Origin of the sequence: Streptomyces plumbidurans (assembly GCF_019857225.1) — a bacterium.
GTDB lineage: Bacteria > Actinomycetota > Actinomycetes > Streptomycetales > Streptomycetaceae > Streptomyces > Streptomyces plumbidurans.
Genome location: NZ_JAFJSY010000054.1, coordinates 1 through 13,998 on the forward strand (window position 1 = coordinate 1; position 13,998 = coordinate 13,998).

General features: G+C 68.2%; 16 protein-coding genes and 1 pseudogene. 8 read left to right on the forward strand and 9 right to left on the reverse strand.

What is annotated here, in order from left to right; genetic code table 11:
- The 3 genes and pseudogenes from JYK17_RS28525 to JYK17_RS28535 form a co-directional block, all read left to right on the forward strand.
- Positions 1–360: pseudogene (locus tag JYK17_RS28525) on the forward strand (chlorophyllase); the annotation flags it as partial.
- Positions 361–498: 138 nt separating this feature from the next.
- The gene (locus JYK17_RS28530) at positions 499–1,059 is read left to right on the forward strand and encodes an NUDIX domain-containing protein (protein ID WP_234547270.1); all 561 of its coding nucleotides are present in this window, start codon (positions 499–501) and stop codon (positions 1,057–1,059) included.
- Positions 1,056–1,457, forward strand: a complete 402-nt coding sequence (locus JYK17_RS28535; RefSeq protein ID WP_108012563.1) for a hypothetical protein — start codon at positions 1,056–1,058, stop codon at positions 1,455–1,457. The genes JYK17_RS28530 and JYK17_RS28535 overlap by 4 nt, the downstream gene beginning before the upstream one ends.
- A gap of 333 nt (positions 1,458–1,790) precedes the next feature.
- Here the strand turns inward: JYK17_RS28535 and JYK17_RS28540 are convergent, their stop codons facing one another.
- The 4 genes from JYK17_RS28540 to JYK17_RS28555 all read right to left on the reverse strand — a co-directional run bounded on the left by JYK17_RS28540 (position 1,791) and on the right by JYK17_RS28555 (position 5,133).
- Complete coding sequence (locus JYK17_RS28540) at positions 1,791–2,249, reverse strand: SRPBCC family protein (protein ID WP_108012564.1); 459 nt, start codon at positions 2,247–2,249, stop codon at positions 1,791–1,793.
- Between the two features lie 117 nt (positions 2,250–2,366).
- Positions 2,367–3,239 (reverse strand): SDR family oxidoreductase, encoded by an 873-nt coding sequence (locus JYK17_RS28545; RefSeq protein ID WP_108012565.1) that lies wholly within the window; start codon positions 3,237–3,239, stop codon positions 2,367–2,369.
- Between the two features lie 239 nt (positions 3,240–3,478).
- Positions 3,479–4,327: a prephenate dehydratase gene (locus JYK17_RS28550; RefSeq protein ID WP_108012566.1), complete on the reverse strand. Its 849-nt coding sequence runs from the start codon at positions 4,325–4,327 to the stop codon at positions 3,479–3,481.
- A 173-nt stretch (positions 4,328–4,500) separates the two neighbouring features.
- Positions 4,501–5,133 (reverse strand): type III effector protein, encoded by a 633-nt coding sequence (locus JYK17_RS28555; protein ID WP_108012567.1) that lies wholly within the window; start codon positions 5,131–5,133, stop codon positions 4,501–4,503.
- Between the two features lie 127 nt (positions 5,134–5,260).
- On the opposite strand from JYK17_RS28555, the gene JYK17_RS28560 reads away from it, so the two are divergent.
- Both JYK17_RS28560 and JYK17_RS28565 read left to right on the forward strand, forming a co-directional pair.
- Positions 5,261–5,692, forward strand: a complete 432-nt coding sequence (locus JYK17_RS28560) for an Hsp20/alpha crystallin family protein (protein WP_108012568.1) — start codon at positions 5,261–5,263, stop codon at positions 5,690–5,692.
- Between the two features lie 283 nt (positions 5,693–5,975).
- Positions 5,976–6,425, forward strand: a complete 450-nt coding sequence (locus JYK17_RS28565; protein WP_108012569.1) for a DUF2267 domain-containing protein — start codon at positions 5,976–5,978, stop codon at positions 6,423–6,425.
- A 239-nt stretch (positions 6,426–6,664) separates the two neighbouring features.
- On the opposite strand, the gene JYK17_RS28570 is transcribed toward JYK17_RS28565, so the two are convergent.
- On the reverse strand, positions 6,665–7,429 hold the full coding sequence (locus JYK17_RS28570; RefSeq protein WP_108012570.1) for an anti-sigma factor antagonist: 765 nt from the start codon (positions 7,427–7,429) through the stop codon (positions 6,665–6,667).
- Positions 7,430–7,636: 207 nt separating this feature from the next.
- Here JYK17_RS28570 and JYK17_RS28575 point away from each other — a divergent pair, with 207 nt between their 5' ends.
- Entirely contained in the window at positions 7,637–7,978 is a 342-nt protein-coding gene (locus JYK17_RS28575) for a MarR family transcriptional regulator (protein ID WP_108012571.1), read from the forward strand.
- A gap of 356 nt (positions 7,979–8,334) precedes the next feature.
- On the opposite strand, the gene JYK17_RS28580 is transcribed toward JYK17_RS28575, so the two are convergent.
- From JYK17_RS28580 to JYK17_RS28590, 3 genes are all read right to left on the reverse strand, one after another.
- Positions 8,335–8,682 (reverse strand): SH3 domain-containing protein, encoded by a 348-nt coding sequence (locus JYK17_RS28580; protein ID WP_234547269.1) that lies wholly within the window; start codon positions 8,680–8,682, stop codon positions 8,335–8,337.
- Between the two features lie 106 nt (positions 8,683–8,788).
- Entirely contained in the window at positions 8,789–9,178 is a 390-nt protein-coding gene (locus JYK17_RS28585) for a hypothetical protein (RefSeq protein WP_108012572.1), read from the reverse strand.
- A 236-nt stretch (positions 9,179–9,414) separates the two neighbouring features.
- Entirely contained in the window at positions 9,415–10,410 is a 996-nt protein-coding gene (locus JYK17_RS28590) for a winged helix-turn-helix domain-containing protein (RefSeq protein ID WP_108012573.1), read from the reverse strand.
- Between the two features lie 171 nt (positions 10,411–10,581).
- On the opposite strand from JYK17_RS28590, the gene JYK17_RS28595 reads away from it, so the two are divergent.
- Both JYK17_RS28595 and JYK17_RS28600 read left to right on the forward strand, forming a co-directional pair.
- Entirely contained in the window at positions 10,582–11,916 is a 1,335-nt protein-coding gene (locus JYK17_RS28595; RefSeq protein WP_222811491.1) for a beta propeller repeat protein, read from the forward strand.
- Positions 11,917–12,146: 230 nt separating this feature from the next.
- The gene (locus tag JYK17_RS28600) at positions 12,147–12,632 is read left to right on the forward strand and encodes a hypothetical protein (RefSeq protein WP_222811492.1); all 486 of its coding nucleotides are present in this window, start codon (positions 12,147–12,149) and stop codon (positions 12,630–12,632) included.
- 13 nt (positions 12,633–12,645) lie between these two features.
- Here the strand turns inward: JYK17_RS28600 and JYK17_RS28605 are convergent, their stop codons facing one another.
- Entirely contained in the window at positions 12,646–13,923 is a 1,278-nt protein-coding gene (locus JYK17_RS28605) for an acyltransferase family protein (protein ID WP_234547268.1), read from the reverse strand.
- Positions 13,924–13,998: the final 75 nt, after the last annotated feature.

The window sequence follows — 13,998 nt, forward strand, 5'->3', positions numbered from 1 at the left end:
ATCCGTACGAGGTGGTGCACGTTCGCTTGTACGCCGACAGCCCTCGTCGTCGCCGGCGACAAGGACGCCTCCCCTCACCTCACAGTTCGCGGCCCCGATTGGCACGCCGACCCTTACCACCTGGCCCCCTCGCCCAAGACGCTGCTCACTCTTTTCGATGCGGAGCACGGGCTGGGCGGGGTCTCTGGCTACGACGTCGCCGAAACAACAGACGAAAGCCCCGAACGAGTGGCTGCGGTCCAGCACCTCACCTGCGCCTACCTCCGCACGGCCCTCCATCCCGGCGACTCGGCGTGGGAGACGGCGCGGAACGCATTGGCGGCAAGTGGGAATCCACTTGGGCAGGTTGAGGACAAGTAGCTGTTGCCGCTCGCGGCGTCACTCCCGCCGCTGTCGGTGCCGACCTGAGTGCCGATCTGCGTGCCGGTTTGCGTGCTGATCTGCGTGGCGAACAGACCGAACGGGCCGGTGTCAGTGGCTTCTGCGATCGTGTGGGTCGTGGATGAACTCGTGGAACGCGTCGACGTTCAGGACCGTGTGCTGGGGGTGATCAGTCGAAGGGAAGCCGTCCGGGAGGGCTGGCTGCACCGAGTTGCCGTAGTGGTGTGCCGTGATGGGCAAGGCCGCTTTCTCGTCCATCGGCGTGCCGAGCAGCTGTCTCGTTTCCCAGGGCACTACGAACTCGGAATCGGGGGCGCCGCCGTAGTCGGCGAGAGCTACGAGGAGGCAGCTGCTCGCGAGCTCAGCGAGGAGCTGGGAACGCACGCGGCCGTTCGGTTTCGGTTCAAGTTCCTCAACCGGGGTGGGCTCAGCCCTCATTGGCTTGCGGTGTGTGATGCCGTACTCCCGGAGATCGTCGCCCCCGACTCGGATGAGGTGGCCTGGCACACGTGGTTGACCGAGTCCGAGTTGCGGCGAACTCTGCAGCAGTGGACTTTCACACCGGACAGCTACGAGATTGCCGATCGTACCTCGCCTGCCGTGGCTGAACCGGTGCCTTTGCAGAAGCAGTTGTCTGAGCTGAGTGAGAGGGACGTTCGGGGAAGAGGTGCTGGATGAGCGTGATGTGGGCGGCGACGTCACTGGAGTCGGGGCTGTTCCATCCGGTGGAGAGGCGTTCAGAGCTCAAGGATCTGTCGGACCGCTTCAATGACCTGCGTGCCGTTGGTCAGGGGTACGTTGAGGTTCGATCGCCGACCAGCGAGTTCCCTGTGCTGAGCCTGGCCTTCCGAGATGATCACGCGGTCGTCCATCTGATGAGCGACACCGAGCGGATGTCTCTGCTCGTAGGCGACGGCACCGTGTCCTCGAGTGCCGAGGTCGAAGTTCCGATCATGAACGACCTCGCCGCGTTCACGGGTGACTTTGTCCTGGATGTCGATCGGGCGTGGGGTCTGCTTCACGACTTCACCCGGGTTTGGGTGGCCAGTCCCCTGGGTGAGTGGCGTGCGTTGTAGCGGGAAGCGCTGCCAAGCCGGGTCGCTGTCGGTCCTGCCGGACCAGGGCGCCTCAGCAAGATCGTGTTACGAACCTCAGGGGCCGGCCCATAGGCCAAGACGTTGGAGCCTACGCTGACGGCTCCGCTCCAGGATGGCCGTGAGGCTGTAAGGCAACCGACCAGCCGGCCGGCCGCTTCCGAGTGCCTAGGGAGCAGACCCCTGGGTACATGCACCACGCCGGCGGGTGGCGGCGGCGTACCTGGGGAGGTCAGCGCCGCCACCCGCCGCCCTCCGTGACACGCGTGGCGTCTTAGCCGTGGGGAGCATTCGCACGTCGTCACTGATGGGTTCTCATCCCGGAGTGACGCGGCCGCGCCACGAGCCGGACTCGTCGCCGCACGATTCGATGAACTCCTTGAAGCGCCGCATGTCGCCCTTGACCCGGCGGTCCAGCATGCCGAGCATGTCGGCGGCCTTTTCCGCTGGTCCGCTCGACTCGACGTCCATGACGAGCTCCACGCGTGTGTGGAGGTCGTCCAGGCTCTGGAAGCGGACCATGCCCATTTGTTTGGTGTCGCCGCCGACCGTGCGCCAGGCGATCCTATCGTCCGCGAGCTGGTCCACGATCTCGGTGTCGAACTCGCGGCGCACGCCGCCGATCTTGGTGGTCCAGTGGTCATGGGTGTCGTCGAGCTGAGTCACCTCTTCGACGCCGTCCATGAAGTTGGGGAACTCCGCGAACTGCGTCCACTGGTTGTAGGCGGTACGGACGGGCACTGCCACCTCGACCGCTTCCTTCACTGTGCTCATGGAAACGCCTCCTTCGGATATCAACGGGCCCTGCCAGCGCTCGTCGTGCTGATCACGGGCAGGCGGGGCGGGTACCCCTCGATCGAGCCCGGTACCGCCGCCGGCCTGTGTCCCTCGTCATGGCAGGGGGGTGCCGCCGGTGGCGTTGAGGATCTCCGCCGTGATGAAGCTCGCCCGTGGCGAGGCGAGGAAGACGTAGGCGGGTGCCATCTCGGCGGGCTGAGCAGGCCGCCCGAGCGGGGACTGCTTTCCGAACTCGGCCGTGTCGGGCAACGTCGCCGGGATCAACGGCGTCCATACCGGCCCGGGCGCCACGGCGTTGACGCGCACGCCGTCACCGGCCACCATCTGCGCGAGCCCCTGTGTGAAGGTCACGATGGCGCCCTTGGTCATCGCGTAGTCCAGCAGGTGCGGGCTGGGCTTGTAGGCCTGCACGGACGTGGAGTTGATGATGGAGCCGCCTGCGGGAATGTGCGGCAAAGCCATCTTGCACAGCCAGAACATGCCGTACAGGTTCGTGCGTACGACACGGTCGAACTGCTCTGTGGAGATGGCCTGGATGCCGTCCGGCTGCGACATCTGATAGGCGGCGTTGTTGACGAGGACGTCGATGCGTCCGAACTCGTCGACGGCGCGTTCGACCAGTTGCCGGCACGCGTCCTCCGTGCGGATGTCGCAGGGCACGGCGACCGCCCTGCGCCCTGCGGCCTCGACGAGGGCGATCGTCTCCTCCGCGTCCTTGTCCTCGTCCGGCAGGTGGCTGAACAGCACGTCGGCGCCCTCGCGGGCGTAGGCGAGCGCGACGGCCCGGCCGATGCCGGAGTCACCGCCGGTCACCACCGTCTTGCGGTCCTTGAGGAGGCCACTGCCTTCGTAGGAGTCCTCGCCGTGATCCGGCGGAGGGTCCATGGGTCCGGTCCAGCCCGGGTGTTGCTGGTCCTGGGCGGGGAATTCGGGGCGGGGATGCTTGCGGGTGGGGTCCTCGGTCATGTGTGCTCGCCTCCTTCGTCCTTGCTGGCGCAATGGGACGCGCAGGGCACTGTGCTGCTGCCGTCAGGCGTCCAGGACGCGGGTGGCCAGCCGGCGTTCGACGAAACCGGTGGGGTGGGCGCCGAAGGCGAAGTCGGGCGCCGGGCGCGGCAGCACGTAGGGCGGGTTGCCGATCACCAGGGCGGTGCTCCCGCGCGTGCCGCGGCACGCGCCTCGCCGCGCTCAGCCGATGCGTACCCTCATGACTCGACCCGCTCCCTCATGCGGTGCGGATGCGCCGGGTACACGCCCAGGATCCGCACCTCGCTGGAGAAGAAGCGCAACTCCTGTAGGGCGAGGGCCACATGAGGCTGATCCGGATGCCCTTCGATCTCCACGTAGAAACAACTCGGGTTGAACCCGGCGCCCAACTGATAGCTCTCGATCTTCGTGAGGTTCACCGCACTGCTCGCGAAACCGCCCAGGGCCTTGTACAGAGCGCTGGGAATGTTGCGTACGGCGAAGAAGAGACTCGTCATCGTCGGTGCGTTCGTGACCGGCGCGAAATCGGCCTCGCGGGACAGCACCACGAAGCGTGTGGTGTTGTCGGGATCGTCCTCGACGCCCGAGCGCAGCACGGTCAGCCCGTATTGCCGGGCCGCGGCGGGTGGAGCGAGCGCCGCGTGCCGTACGTCGCCCAGCTCCGCCACCTCGCGGGCGGCACCGGCGGTGTCGTCGGAAACGAGCGTGCGCCAGCCGCCCTCCCGCAGGACCTTGCGGCACTGTCCCAGTGCGTGCACATGGCTGCGTACGCACTCGACATCGGCCTGCGACGCCCCCGGTACGGCCATGAGGTCGAAGTGGATGGCGAGGAAGTACTCGCCGATGACGAACAGGCCCGACTCCGGCAGCAGATGGTGTACGTCCGCCACCCGGCCGGCGGCGGTGTTGTCAACCGGAATCACCGCCAGATCGGCGGTGCCGAGCGTCACCGCGTCCAGTGCCTGCTCGAAACTCGTGCACGGCAGCTCCGTGCTGCCGGGAAACAGGTCCTGCGTGGCCGCCGCCGAATTCGAGCCGAACTCACCCTGATACGCGACGGTAACCATCGATCAACACCGTTCCCTGAGCAAGCCGGCCCCTCCGCCGGCGAGGAGGCTCCACTTTAGATCGCGGGCACGCGACGGCCGCGGGACTGTCCACGAACAGAGACGACCAAGACGTACCGGTATGGGCAGCGCGAGCTGTTCCTCTTGCGTGCTGTCGGGCGGCGCGCGCGGTTTCAGGGCGCTGTGAGGGAGTCGAGTTGTGCGGCGAGGTCGGGGTGGGTGGCGGTCAGGTGCGGGCGGGCTTCGTTGAGGGGGCCGATGAGCTCGGCCGGGTCGTCGCGGGCCAGGGCTGCGTGGAGCCGGGTGAGCGGGACACGGGCCGTGCTGGGCAGGTCGGTGAGGGCGGTGATCTGGCCGGCGATGCGGCGCAGGTCGGCTGCGTTGTGGCGGGCCCAGGTGGCGGTGGTGCGTTCGGCGGCGCGGCGATCGCGGGTGGCCCGGACGCGCTGTTCGCCGGTGGTTCCGGCCGGGCCGGGACGGCCGCGCAGATAGCGGCGTTCGGCGGCCTGGCGACTGGCGACGCCGAGCGGGCGGGCGAGGTCGGCCCAGCTGGCTCCCGCCTCGCGTGCGGTTTCGATCAGGCCGGTTTCCCATCCGGCGAGCTGCTCGCGGACCTGCCGCAGCAGCATCAGCGAGGCCAGCGCCTGCTCGGGCCCGGGACCGGGGGTGTCCGGCAGGTTCTTGGACTCCTGCCGGGCGTCGCGCAGGGCATCGTCAATGGCGTTCAGGGCCGCCGCAGCGGCAAGGAACGACGCCGGGGCGTGGGCATCGGTGCTTGTCGTGGACGGCTGGTCGGCTGCGGGCATGGGGTCCTCCCTCGTGTTGTCGTCGCATGGACGACATCATGTTTGTCATCCATTGGATGACATGTTACAACGGTGTCAGTGAGCGCATTGGCAGCAACTGCCCGAACCTTGTGGAGGTGTTTTCACGATGTTGATGCGCACTGACCCCTTCCGTGAGCTGGACCGGCTGGCACAGCAGCTGATGGGTCCGGGCACCTGGTCGAGGCCGTCGGCGATGCCGATGGATGCCTACCGCGAGGGCGACGCGTACGTGGTGGCCTTCGACCTTCCCGGCGTCACCGCGGACGCGATCGACATCGACGTCGAGCGGAACATGCTCACCGTCAAGGCCGAGCGGCGGCCGGTGGCGACGGCCGACGACGTGAAGATGGAGCTGTCCGAGCGGCCGCTGGGCGTCTTCTCCCGCCAGCTCGTGCTCGCCGACACCCTCGACACCGAGCGCATCCAGGCCGACTACGAAGCGGGCGTGCTCACCCTGCGCATCCCGATCGTCGAGCGCGCCAAGCCCCGCAAGATCGCCATCGGCACCGGTTCCGGCCGCAAGGAAATCTCCGGCTGATACGGCCGTACGTGCGCGGAGGGCGGACAACGGATCTCCTCCCTCGCCCCGCCCTCCGCACCCTCGTGTGCAGCCCGAAGAAGACGGGGCGGTCGTGGCGGTCGTGCGGTGGGTTGCGTTCATCGGTCACGCCGGCGAATGCGGTCGGGACCTGCCGTACCTGGATCCGGCCCAGCTCCCCGCAGCCCCGCAACCGGCTCTTCGGCTGCCCCAGCCCATCCGATCACTTCACTCCTCACCCGGTGCCCGGGCACCGGCTACAGCAAGAAAGGCAACCACTCCCGTGATCACCGACCCGCATGCACCGTCCCAGCAGTCGTACGGGCAGTCGTACGGGACGGCCTACGAGCAGATGCTGGAGAAAGTCCGTTACGAGGGCGCCTATCCCACCCGCGAGAGGGCCGAGGAAGCCGTCCGTCTGGTCCTTGCGGGACTGGGGCGCCAGGTGACCGGCGACGAACGCGTCGACCTGGCGCGCTGCCTGCCCGTGGAGGCCGCGCGCGTGCTGACCACGCAGATCCCCGACACGCAGCCGCTGACCGGCTGGGCCTTCGTCAAGGACCTCGCCACCCGCGCCGGCGCCTCCCTGGCCACCACCCGCTGGGACACCGGCTCCGTCTTCTGCGCCGTCGCCGCCTACGCCGGCCCCGACCTGATCACCCGTATCCTGCGCCAACTCCCTTCCGGCTACGCCCTGCTGTTCGGCCGCGCCGAACTCACCCCGGCAGCGTAAGCGGGTGGCGGCGCGTCGCTACGGGTGGCCGAGCGGGCGACGGCCCCGCACCAGGCGTGCGGGTCGGTGCGGCTCTGGCGATGCAGGTAGGGAAGGCCCGGCGCCTTTGCGGCGCCGGGCCTGTCGTGCATCGCAGCGGGTTCGCGGGGGAGGGCCTTCGTCCCTGGGCGGCTGCCCGGGGCGGCAGACTCCAGGCGGCAGACCCCACCCTGATCACGACCCCTGTATCCGACGCACGATCAGATGCGTGTCTGACGACTTGTGATGTGGCTGCTCGGTCCGGCCGGAGCGCTGTGGGTTTGTACGGCGCCGGCCAGGTGGGCGGCGAGGGGCTCGGGCAGGGGGGTGTGACCGTCGGCGCTGTGCAGCAGGGCTTCGGCTATCCGGTGCAGTTTGGTGTTGCTGTGCTGGGAGGTGGTCACCAGTACCTGCCAGGCCTGCTCGGGGGTGAGGTGGAAAGACGCCATGAGCATGCCTCTGGCCAGGTCGATGGGCGCGCGGGTCTGCATGGCGCGGTGCAGTTGTGCGTTCTCCCGGGTGAGGCTGGCGTGGGACGGCTCGGCGGGTTCGGTCGACGGATGAGATCGCGCCGAGTTCGCCGCGTGTGCTGCGCAGAGTGTGTGCCGTGTGGCCGGGGCGGGCAGCGCTGGTGTCCGGGCCGTGGCCGCCTGTGTGGGGACCGGGCGGTTGTCGGCTCCGGCGTGCTCCGGGGTGAAGAGGGGGAGGGTGCCGGTGAGGGTGAGCAGGCGTTGCACGGCGCGGCTGGTGGCGCGCAGGATGACCTGCTTGCCTGCCAGGCGGGCGCGGGAACGCACGTCCAGCAGGACGTTGAGGGCGGAGCAGTCGCAGAAGCCGACGTCGGCGAGGTCCAGTTCCAAGCCGCCGGCGGCGCGGTCGAGGGCCTTGTTGAGCGTCTGCTGCAGGAGCGGATCGCTGTCCAGGTCCAGTTCGCCGCGGACGGTCACCACGAACCGGTCCCCGGCGGCATCGACGTGCAGCGTCATCGATGTCGATGAGTGCTCGGCTGCGGTGGGGCAGGCAGGGCGGGCCCTGTCCCCCGGAGGGGTGGGCGGGTGAGGACACATCGTCGCTCCCGGCGCGGTCGGCTTTCGGCTACCCCAGCATCACTCCGTCGGCGTTTCACGTCAACAAACACATGAAAAATTGTTCGTCTTTTTGAATGCGTGAATCGGAAGCCCTATGCTGGGGCGATGGATCGAGTGCCGGAATCGCATGCAGGTTGGACCTTCCTGACCAACCACTCCCGGGTCCTGGCGGCCATCGCCGAGGACCACACCACCCGTGTCCGCGACATCGCCGCGCGCTGCCGACTCACCGAGCGGGCCGTGCAGAAGATCATCGCCGACCTGGAACAGGGCGGATACCTCACCCATAGCAGGGAAGGCCGCTCGAACGTGTACCGCATCGCCCAGGACAGAGTGCTGCGCCATCCCGCCGATGTGCCGGCCACCGTCTCGGAACTGCTCAAGGTGCTCATGCGGCACGAGGCCGGGCAGCCCACGGGCGACCTCGTGGAGCAGGAAGACCACTGACCCGCCAGGGAGGAGCGTCGGCCTGGGCCGACCGCGCGGCGATACGGGCGGCGGGCGGGACCGGGAGGAGGGGGTTCTTCGAAACAGGTCCGCCCCCGCAGCCGGCCCCCCGACGAGATGGCATGCTTGAGGCTGACGGATCCGGGTAACCGCTCTGGCAACTCGACCCGGACCAGGCCGAGTTGGGGCGGCGGTCGCCACCGGTCCAGTCGGCGGGTCCCGGCGGCGACCGCCGGCTCCTCCATCAACGACGCAGGAGGCCGTGGGGGAGGGGGAGGACGTGGGGGAGGGCTGGGACGTGGGGGAGGGCTGGGAGCCGTGCGGCCCCCAGCCCTCCCCGACGGACTACGACGCGGTCAGCAGGTCGCCGACGCCGGCAACCCGCCGTACTGGTCCCCCTTGAGGTAGACCGCGCTGACGTAACCCTCCGCCAGACGGACCCAGACGTCGTTGGTGTAGCCGTTGTCCTTGATCGTCTGCCCGTGCTTCCAGCAGGACGCCCCGCGCACCTCGTCGGCCGCCACGTGGCCGGTGATGGAGTACGCGGTGGACGGTCCCGAGCGTACGTTGACGTTCTCGTACGCGGTGACGGCGTACGGCAGCCCGGCGGCCGCCGCTTGGGCCCCCGCCGCCCCGCCCAGGAGCAGACCTGCGGTGATGGCACCCGCGCCGGCGGTGGCGAGCACCTTCGTCTTCAGTCCCATGCCGATGGTTCCTTCCCCGTTGTTGGATGGTGTCCGGTCAGTTCGGTCAGTCGTGATGGTGGCCGGTCGTGATGATGGCCTGTCGGCCGGTCGGAGCAGCGGCACGTCAGCAGGGTTGCGGGATGCCGTTGCCGATGTACTCGGTCAGCGGGTCCGTCTCGCTGTAGATGTCGGTGTCCTTCATGTATCCCCACTGCCCGTTGTCCGCCTCCGTGTACTCCCACCGGTACGGGTGCGGGCCGCCGACGTAGGCGCCGCTGTCGGTGCGGCATTCGAACCAGCTCGGGTTCGAGTACATCGTGCCGACTGGATGGCTCGTGTTGGGCTCGGCGTACACCGTGGCTCCGACGACGTTGTTGCAGTACATGTGCTGGCCGCCGTCGCCCCACCAGCAGGGATTGGCCGCTTGCGCGGTGCCGGTGGAGAGGGTGGCCAGCGCAGCCAGGGACAGTCCGGTGGTGACGAGTGCCGAGATCCTGCGCGCGGATGCCCGCATGGTGTTCCCCCTGTGACGTGTCGGTACGGTCACGCCGCGCGAATGCGAAGCATGCCGCATCCCGCGCACACGTATCGACTGGTCGGAGTGTGGTGGTCGCGACTCAGCCTGCACGACACGCTCAACTGGCGCACGCCGCTTCGGACTCAGCCGAAAGACCTGGGTGTCGCTCACCGAAGCCTTGACATTGGCAAGGTGCAGGCAGGGGATACGGGATTCAGGGTCGCGCAGGGCTGCTACGCCCGCTGAGCCCGGCCGCCGGCGCCACCCTCGAGAACGGTCCGGCCCAGCGGGGTCGGCATGTGCCACACCGTGTTGGCGGTCCGGTGGCTGGCGACGAAGCCGGCCCGTCGCAGTACGGAGGCGTGTTCGCTGACCGACGCGGGCGAAATCCGAAGACGGCGGACGAGATCTCGGCCGGTGACACCCTCGGCACTCCCAATCTCCTGCAGAACAGCGGCGCGTGTGGCGCCGAGCAGCTGAGCCAAGGAGCCACTGTCAGCCGTGTCCGACGCCGGCACCAGCCGCTGCAGGCCGCGGTTGGCGGGATAGACCAGCACGGGATCCAGACCCGAGTCGTGCAGCGCGATGGGGCGCGCCCAGCAGAAGTACGAAGGCACCAGCAGTAACCCACGCCCGCCGAGGCGCAATTCGCGGCGTACGGGATACGCCACCGACAGCACTGGCGGCTCCCAGCGGATCTGCGGATGCAGCCTGCTCAGCATCCGCTCCACACCACCGTCGATCAGGTCGGCCACCCGGGCTGCACGCTCGGCCGTGACCACGGTTTGGATGAGGTCCCAGACCGGCGACAGTGCACGCTGGTAGTAACGGAACATCGCGTTGCCCACGCGCCGCAGGGCCGTGGTGTCACCGTCGGCCAGAGGGCGCATCCAGCCCGCTGGGCCGCCTTGCGCGGCCAGGAGCCCGAGATCCGCGCGCAACCGGCCGCGAGCAGTGCCCTGCACGGTGTCCACGAGGGAATCGATGTCGTGGTCGGCCGCCGGAGTCAGGAAGTCTGGGGAATAGCCCCTCGGCGGGGCAAGACGCAGCAACAGCCCAGCCGAAGGGTCCAGCATGCGCCGTGTTCTGTCGCGCCACGGTCCGAAGACGCCGTGGTCGGCCCGCCCGCGCAGGGCGTGCAGACTCAGCAGCATCTCCCAGGCAGGCACCGGCGCAGCGGCGAAGCGGACGCGCCCGATGTCCTCGCTTGCGAAATGAATTCGCAGCATTCTTACTCCCCCGAAGAACGTGCGGTCTCGGAAAGTGACGCCGGGGGCGGGCGGGTTGGTTCATCGCTGGGTGGAGGTGGCTTGAACTCGTGGCTCGCAGGGCACGCACCGTCGCTCGCAACGACCCGACCTCCTCCAGCAGCCGACGTGCGAGTTGAGTAGCGTGACGGCATGAGATCACGCGGGGGGAAGCTCGCCGTCGTCGCGAGCATGGTGGCCGGCGCGGCCCTGGCACTGGTCGGTTGCGGCACGATCAAGGCAGGGGACACCGGCACGGACGGTGCGAGCGCGGCAGCGGTCGGGTTCAAGAGCTACGCGGGCGCCGTGGACTACCCAGCGGTGACCGGCCCGCACGACAAGGGGTACGTGGCGCCCCGTGAGGGTCTGCGCCAGCTGGTGCCGCTGGGCGACTGCGTCCTGGGAGAGGGGACGTTCGCCAACGGGTACCACTATGTGAACGTCAACTGGACTGGTTCCAAAGGCTGTACGAAGCTGTCGATCACTCCCAAGCCGGGCGCGGACGACGAGAGCGACGTGCCGTATTCCATGCGCACCGGCTGGCTCGGTGGCGGTCTGCCGGGCGACGTGGTGGTGCCGTGGGGCGACGGTTCGCTGATCGGTGTCGGAGTCGCGTTGACCCGCCGGACGCCGGACGGCGAACAGGTCCGGCTCGCCACGCTGCCGCTGACGTTCAACACCCACCCCGAGCAGGAGACCGCGGACGACGCCTCGGTGAACACCGCGGTGAAGGTCGGCTCGCGCCTGCTCATCGGTGGCGGCCAGACCGTGAACCAGGTGGAGACTCCGTACGTGTTCGCGTCCGACGACGCGGGCACCACCGTACGTAGCGTGCCGCTGCCGACGATCAACGGTGGCCAACCAGCAACACCCGTAGGCGACTTCGGTGTCCACGGCAAGGAGATCGTCGCCTTCGGCGCGGCAGCGACCAACGCCTACGACTTCCACTCCTCGGGCACGATACCGTTCTGGCGCAGCGCGGACGGCGGCGCGCACTGGACGTCCGGCGAAGTCACCCGGACACCTCCCGGCACACAGGTGAGCCGCGTCCTGTACGCGTCGGGCCACTGGTTCGCCGTGGGCGGCCGGGCCAAGGCCGGCGCCTTCTACGATTCCCTCCCGCTGGTTCTCACCAGCCGGGACGGCACCCATTGGACCCGGATGGACACATCGGCCATGGGCACCGGCGAGATCACGGCCGCGACCGTCGACTCCGCGGGCCGCCTGGTCCTGGTCGGCTCCGCCGCGCGCCCCAAGTCCAAGCCCGACTCCCGCACAGTGTGGTGCGCTTCCGTCTGGGTCGGCAATGGGACGCCGACGGGCTTCAAGCGTGGCAGCCTCGGCTGCAGCGAGGACCCCCCGACAACGGCGGTCACTCTCGCGGACGGGCGCGTGTTGATCGCCGGCAACCGGGACCTGTGGCTCTCGCGGGAACCGGGTTCGAGGTCGGGGCCGAGTGCGGGGCCGGGGCGCGGCGACAAGTCCTGATCTTGTCTCGCGGCGGGCGGACGACCGGCAGGCGAGCGCGGCAATGGTCAAGGCTGCGCCATGTGTTGCCTGTGGTTGAGAGGGCTGGAGCCACCGGACGTACCAAGGGAGCAAGTAGAGCGACGCTCCCGGCGAAGGGAAATCTGGTGATTCCGCAGCGCATTGTCCTCGCCTCGGTCGTGGGGCTTGCCTCCGCCTTTGTCTTGGGGGCGTGTGGCTCCTCGAACGACATGGCGTCGGGCACAGGCCCCAGCAGTACTGCCCCGGTCGACACGGCGACATCGAATGCCGCGGCCCCCGCCTCGCCGACCGGCGCCGGGACGTCCGGGAGCGGAGACCTGTCCACGGCCACCATGCTGGTGGCCAGGGCGGCGAACGGAACGGGCAGCGTGGTCACCGACGACAAGGGGATGACGCTCTACCGCTACGACAAGGACCAAGCCACGCCGTCCAAGTGGACATGCTCCGGTGCGTGTACGAAGACCTGGCTGCCCGTCATACTGCAGGATTCAACACAGTCGATACAGGCCAAGAGGATTGCGAAGGGCCTCATCGGCACGGTCCACCGCAACGGCATGAAGCAACTCACCCTCGCCGGCTGGCCGCTGTACCGGTACATCGGCGACACGGCGGCCGGACAGATGAACGGCCAGGGCAAGGACGATCAGTGGTACGCCGTCACCCCGTCCGGCCAGAAGGCCGCTGCGACGGGCTGACGGCGCCGCCTGATCACCGCCGGTAGGCGGTGGCGCGGCCTTCGACATGGCAACACCCGTCACGTACTGGGTACTTGCTGTGTCCGCCCTGCGCTGCCGATCCTCGCGGCGCAAGACGTCCCTGGCATCGTCGGCGTGCGCCGGGCTGCCGTTCGACGGTCAGTCGGCAGTTGCTCGCCGGCATCTCGGTCCGGCAGGAACGGTCCAATGAGATCAAGGACTTCCAGGACCGGTTCCGCTTGAACGGAAGTTCAAATACCTGAGCGAACACCCACGCCCCGAGGACCGAAACAGGCAGCGTCACCATGAGCGTGAACCAGAATGTAGGCAGCCCCGGCGAAACGAAGTGAGGGGCGATGCGCCGAATGACGATCATGACGATCGGCAGATGGATGAGGTAAAGGCTGTACGAAATATTGCCGAGGCCGTGAATGGAACGCGTGCTCAGCAGCCATATGAGAAGTCGCGGCCTTCCTGTCGCAACCGAGGCAAGCAGCATCGTCATGGCGGGAGCAACAGCAAGGTCCACCCAGAAGTAGTGGTTCACTGTCCATACAGACCCCTTAGCGGCGACGAGAACCAGGACGGGTAGCGCGGCCGCGGCGGCAAACCAATGCCAAGGCAGGCGCTGAATCCTGTCTGCCGCGACGACAATTCCCGCACCCGCCATACCGGCGACGAACACCGGGGCCAGATGCGGGGTAAGCCAAGTGTTGCCTTCTACGGGAGTCCCCTGCGCTGCCATCGATCCGCCTGCAACCACGACGATCGCCACGCCGGCAACCAGGACCGTTGCGCCGAGACGCCGTAGAGCAAACAGGAGCAGCGGGAACACGAGATAGAGCCCCGCTTCTACGCTGATCGACCAGAACGCACCGTTCGGAGTCGGCGCGGTGAACATGTCCTGGATGACGAGACCGTACACCAGGAGGGTTTTTTCGGTAGGCGGCCCGTAGCGTGATGCCTGCACCACAAACCGGGCAATGAGCAAACTCATCGCCAGTGCCGCCCAGTACGGGGGCAGGATGCGCCATGCGCGTCGACGCAGGAACTCCTTGATGCCACCGATTTGCCAGCCGTTACGTGCTGGGGACATCGCCAGGGAGAAGCCGGAAAGAACCAGGAAGAAGACGACGGCGATACGCCCGAACATCAGCTCTTTGAGCCATGGGGGAGCCGAGCTGTGCGGGTAACCAGGAAAGGCCAACAACCAGCAATGGAACAAAACCACGTACATTGCCGCCAGGCCCCGAAGACCATCAAGCCCTTTCACGTGCTGCCGAACGGGCACTTCGCGCTTCCTGCTCTCGTGCCTCGCTTGGATGGGTAAGTGGGGGGCGCTGTCGACGGAACGGCTCGCATTCGC

Excerpts from the sequence above, each read along its gene's own strand:
- JYK17_RS28550 (WP_108012566.1), bottom strand. The coding sequence starts at position 4,327 with ATGGTTACCGTCGCGTATCAGGGTGAGTTCGGCTCGAATTCGGCGGCG.
- JYK17_RS28560 (WP_108012568.1), top strand. The coding sequence starts at position 5,261 with ATGTTGATGCGCACTGACCCCTTCCGTGAGCTGGACCGGCTGGCACAG.
- JYK17_RS28600 (WP_222811492.1), top strand. The coding sequence starts at position 12,147 with ATGGCGTCGGGCACAGGCCCCAGCAGTACTGCCCCGGTCGACACGGCG.
- JYK17_RS28595 (WP_222811491.1), top strand. The coding sequence starts at position 10,582 with ATGAGATCACGCGGGGGGAAGCTCGCCGTCGTCGCGAGCATGGTGGCC.
- JYK17_RS28555 (WP_108012567.1), bottom strand. The coding sequence starts at position 5,133 with ATGCCCGCAGCCGACCAGCCGTCCACGACAAGCACCGATGCCCACGCC.
- JYK17_RS28540 (WP_108012564.1), bottom strand. The coding sequence starts at position 2,249 with ATGAGCACAGTGAAGGAAGCGGTCGAGGTGGCAGTGCCCGTCCGTACC.
- JYK17_RS28590 (WP_108012573.1), bottom strand. The coding sequence starts at position 10,410 with ATGCTGCGAATTCATTTCGCAAGCGAGGACATCGGGCGCGTCCGCTTC.
- JYK17_RS28535 (WP_108012563.1), top strand. The coding sequence starts at position 1,056 with ATGAGCGTGATGTGGGCGGCGACGTCACTGGAGTCGGGGCTGTTCCAT.
- JYK17_RS28580 (WP_234547269.1), bottom strand. The coding sequence starts at position 8,682 with ATGGGACTGAAGACGAAGGTGCTCGCCACCGCCGGCGCGGGTGCCATC.
- JYK17_RS28570 (WP_108012570.1), bottom strand. The coding sequence starts at position 7,429 with ATGACGCTGCACGTCGATGCCGCCGGGGACCGGTTCGTGGTGACCGTC.
- JYK17_RS28585 (WP_108012572.1), bottom strand. The coding sequence starts at position 9,178 with ATGCGGGCATCCGCGCGCAGGATCTCGGCACTCGTCACCACCGGACTG.
- JYK17_RS28545 (WP_108012565.1), bottom strand. The coding sequence starts at position 3,239 with ATGACCGAGGACCCCACCCGCAAGCATCCCCGCCCCGAATTCCCCGCC.
- JYK17_RS28575 (WP_108012571.1), top strand. The coding sequence starts at position 7,637 with ATGGATCGAGTGCCGGAATCGCATGCAGGTTGGACCTTCCTGACCAAC.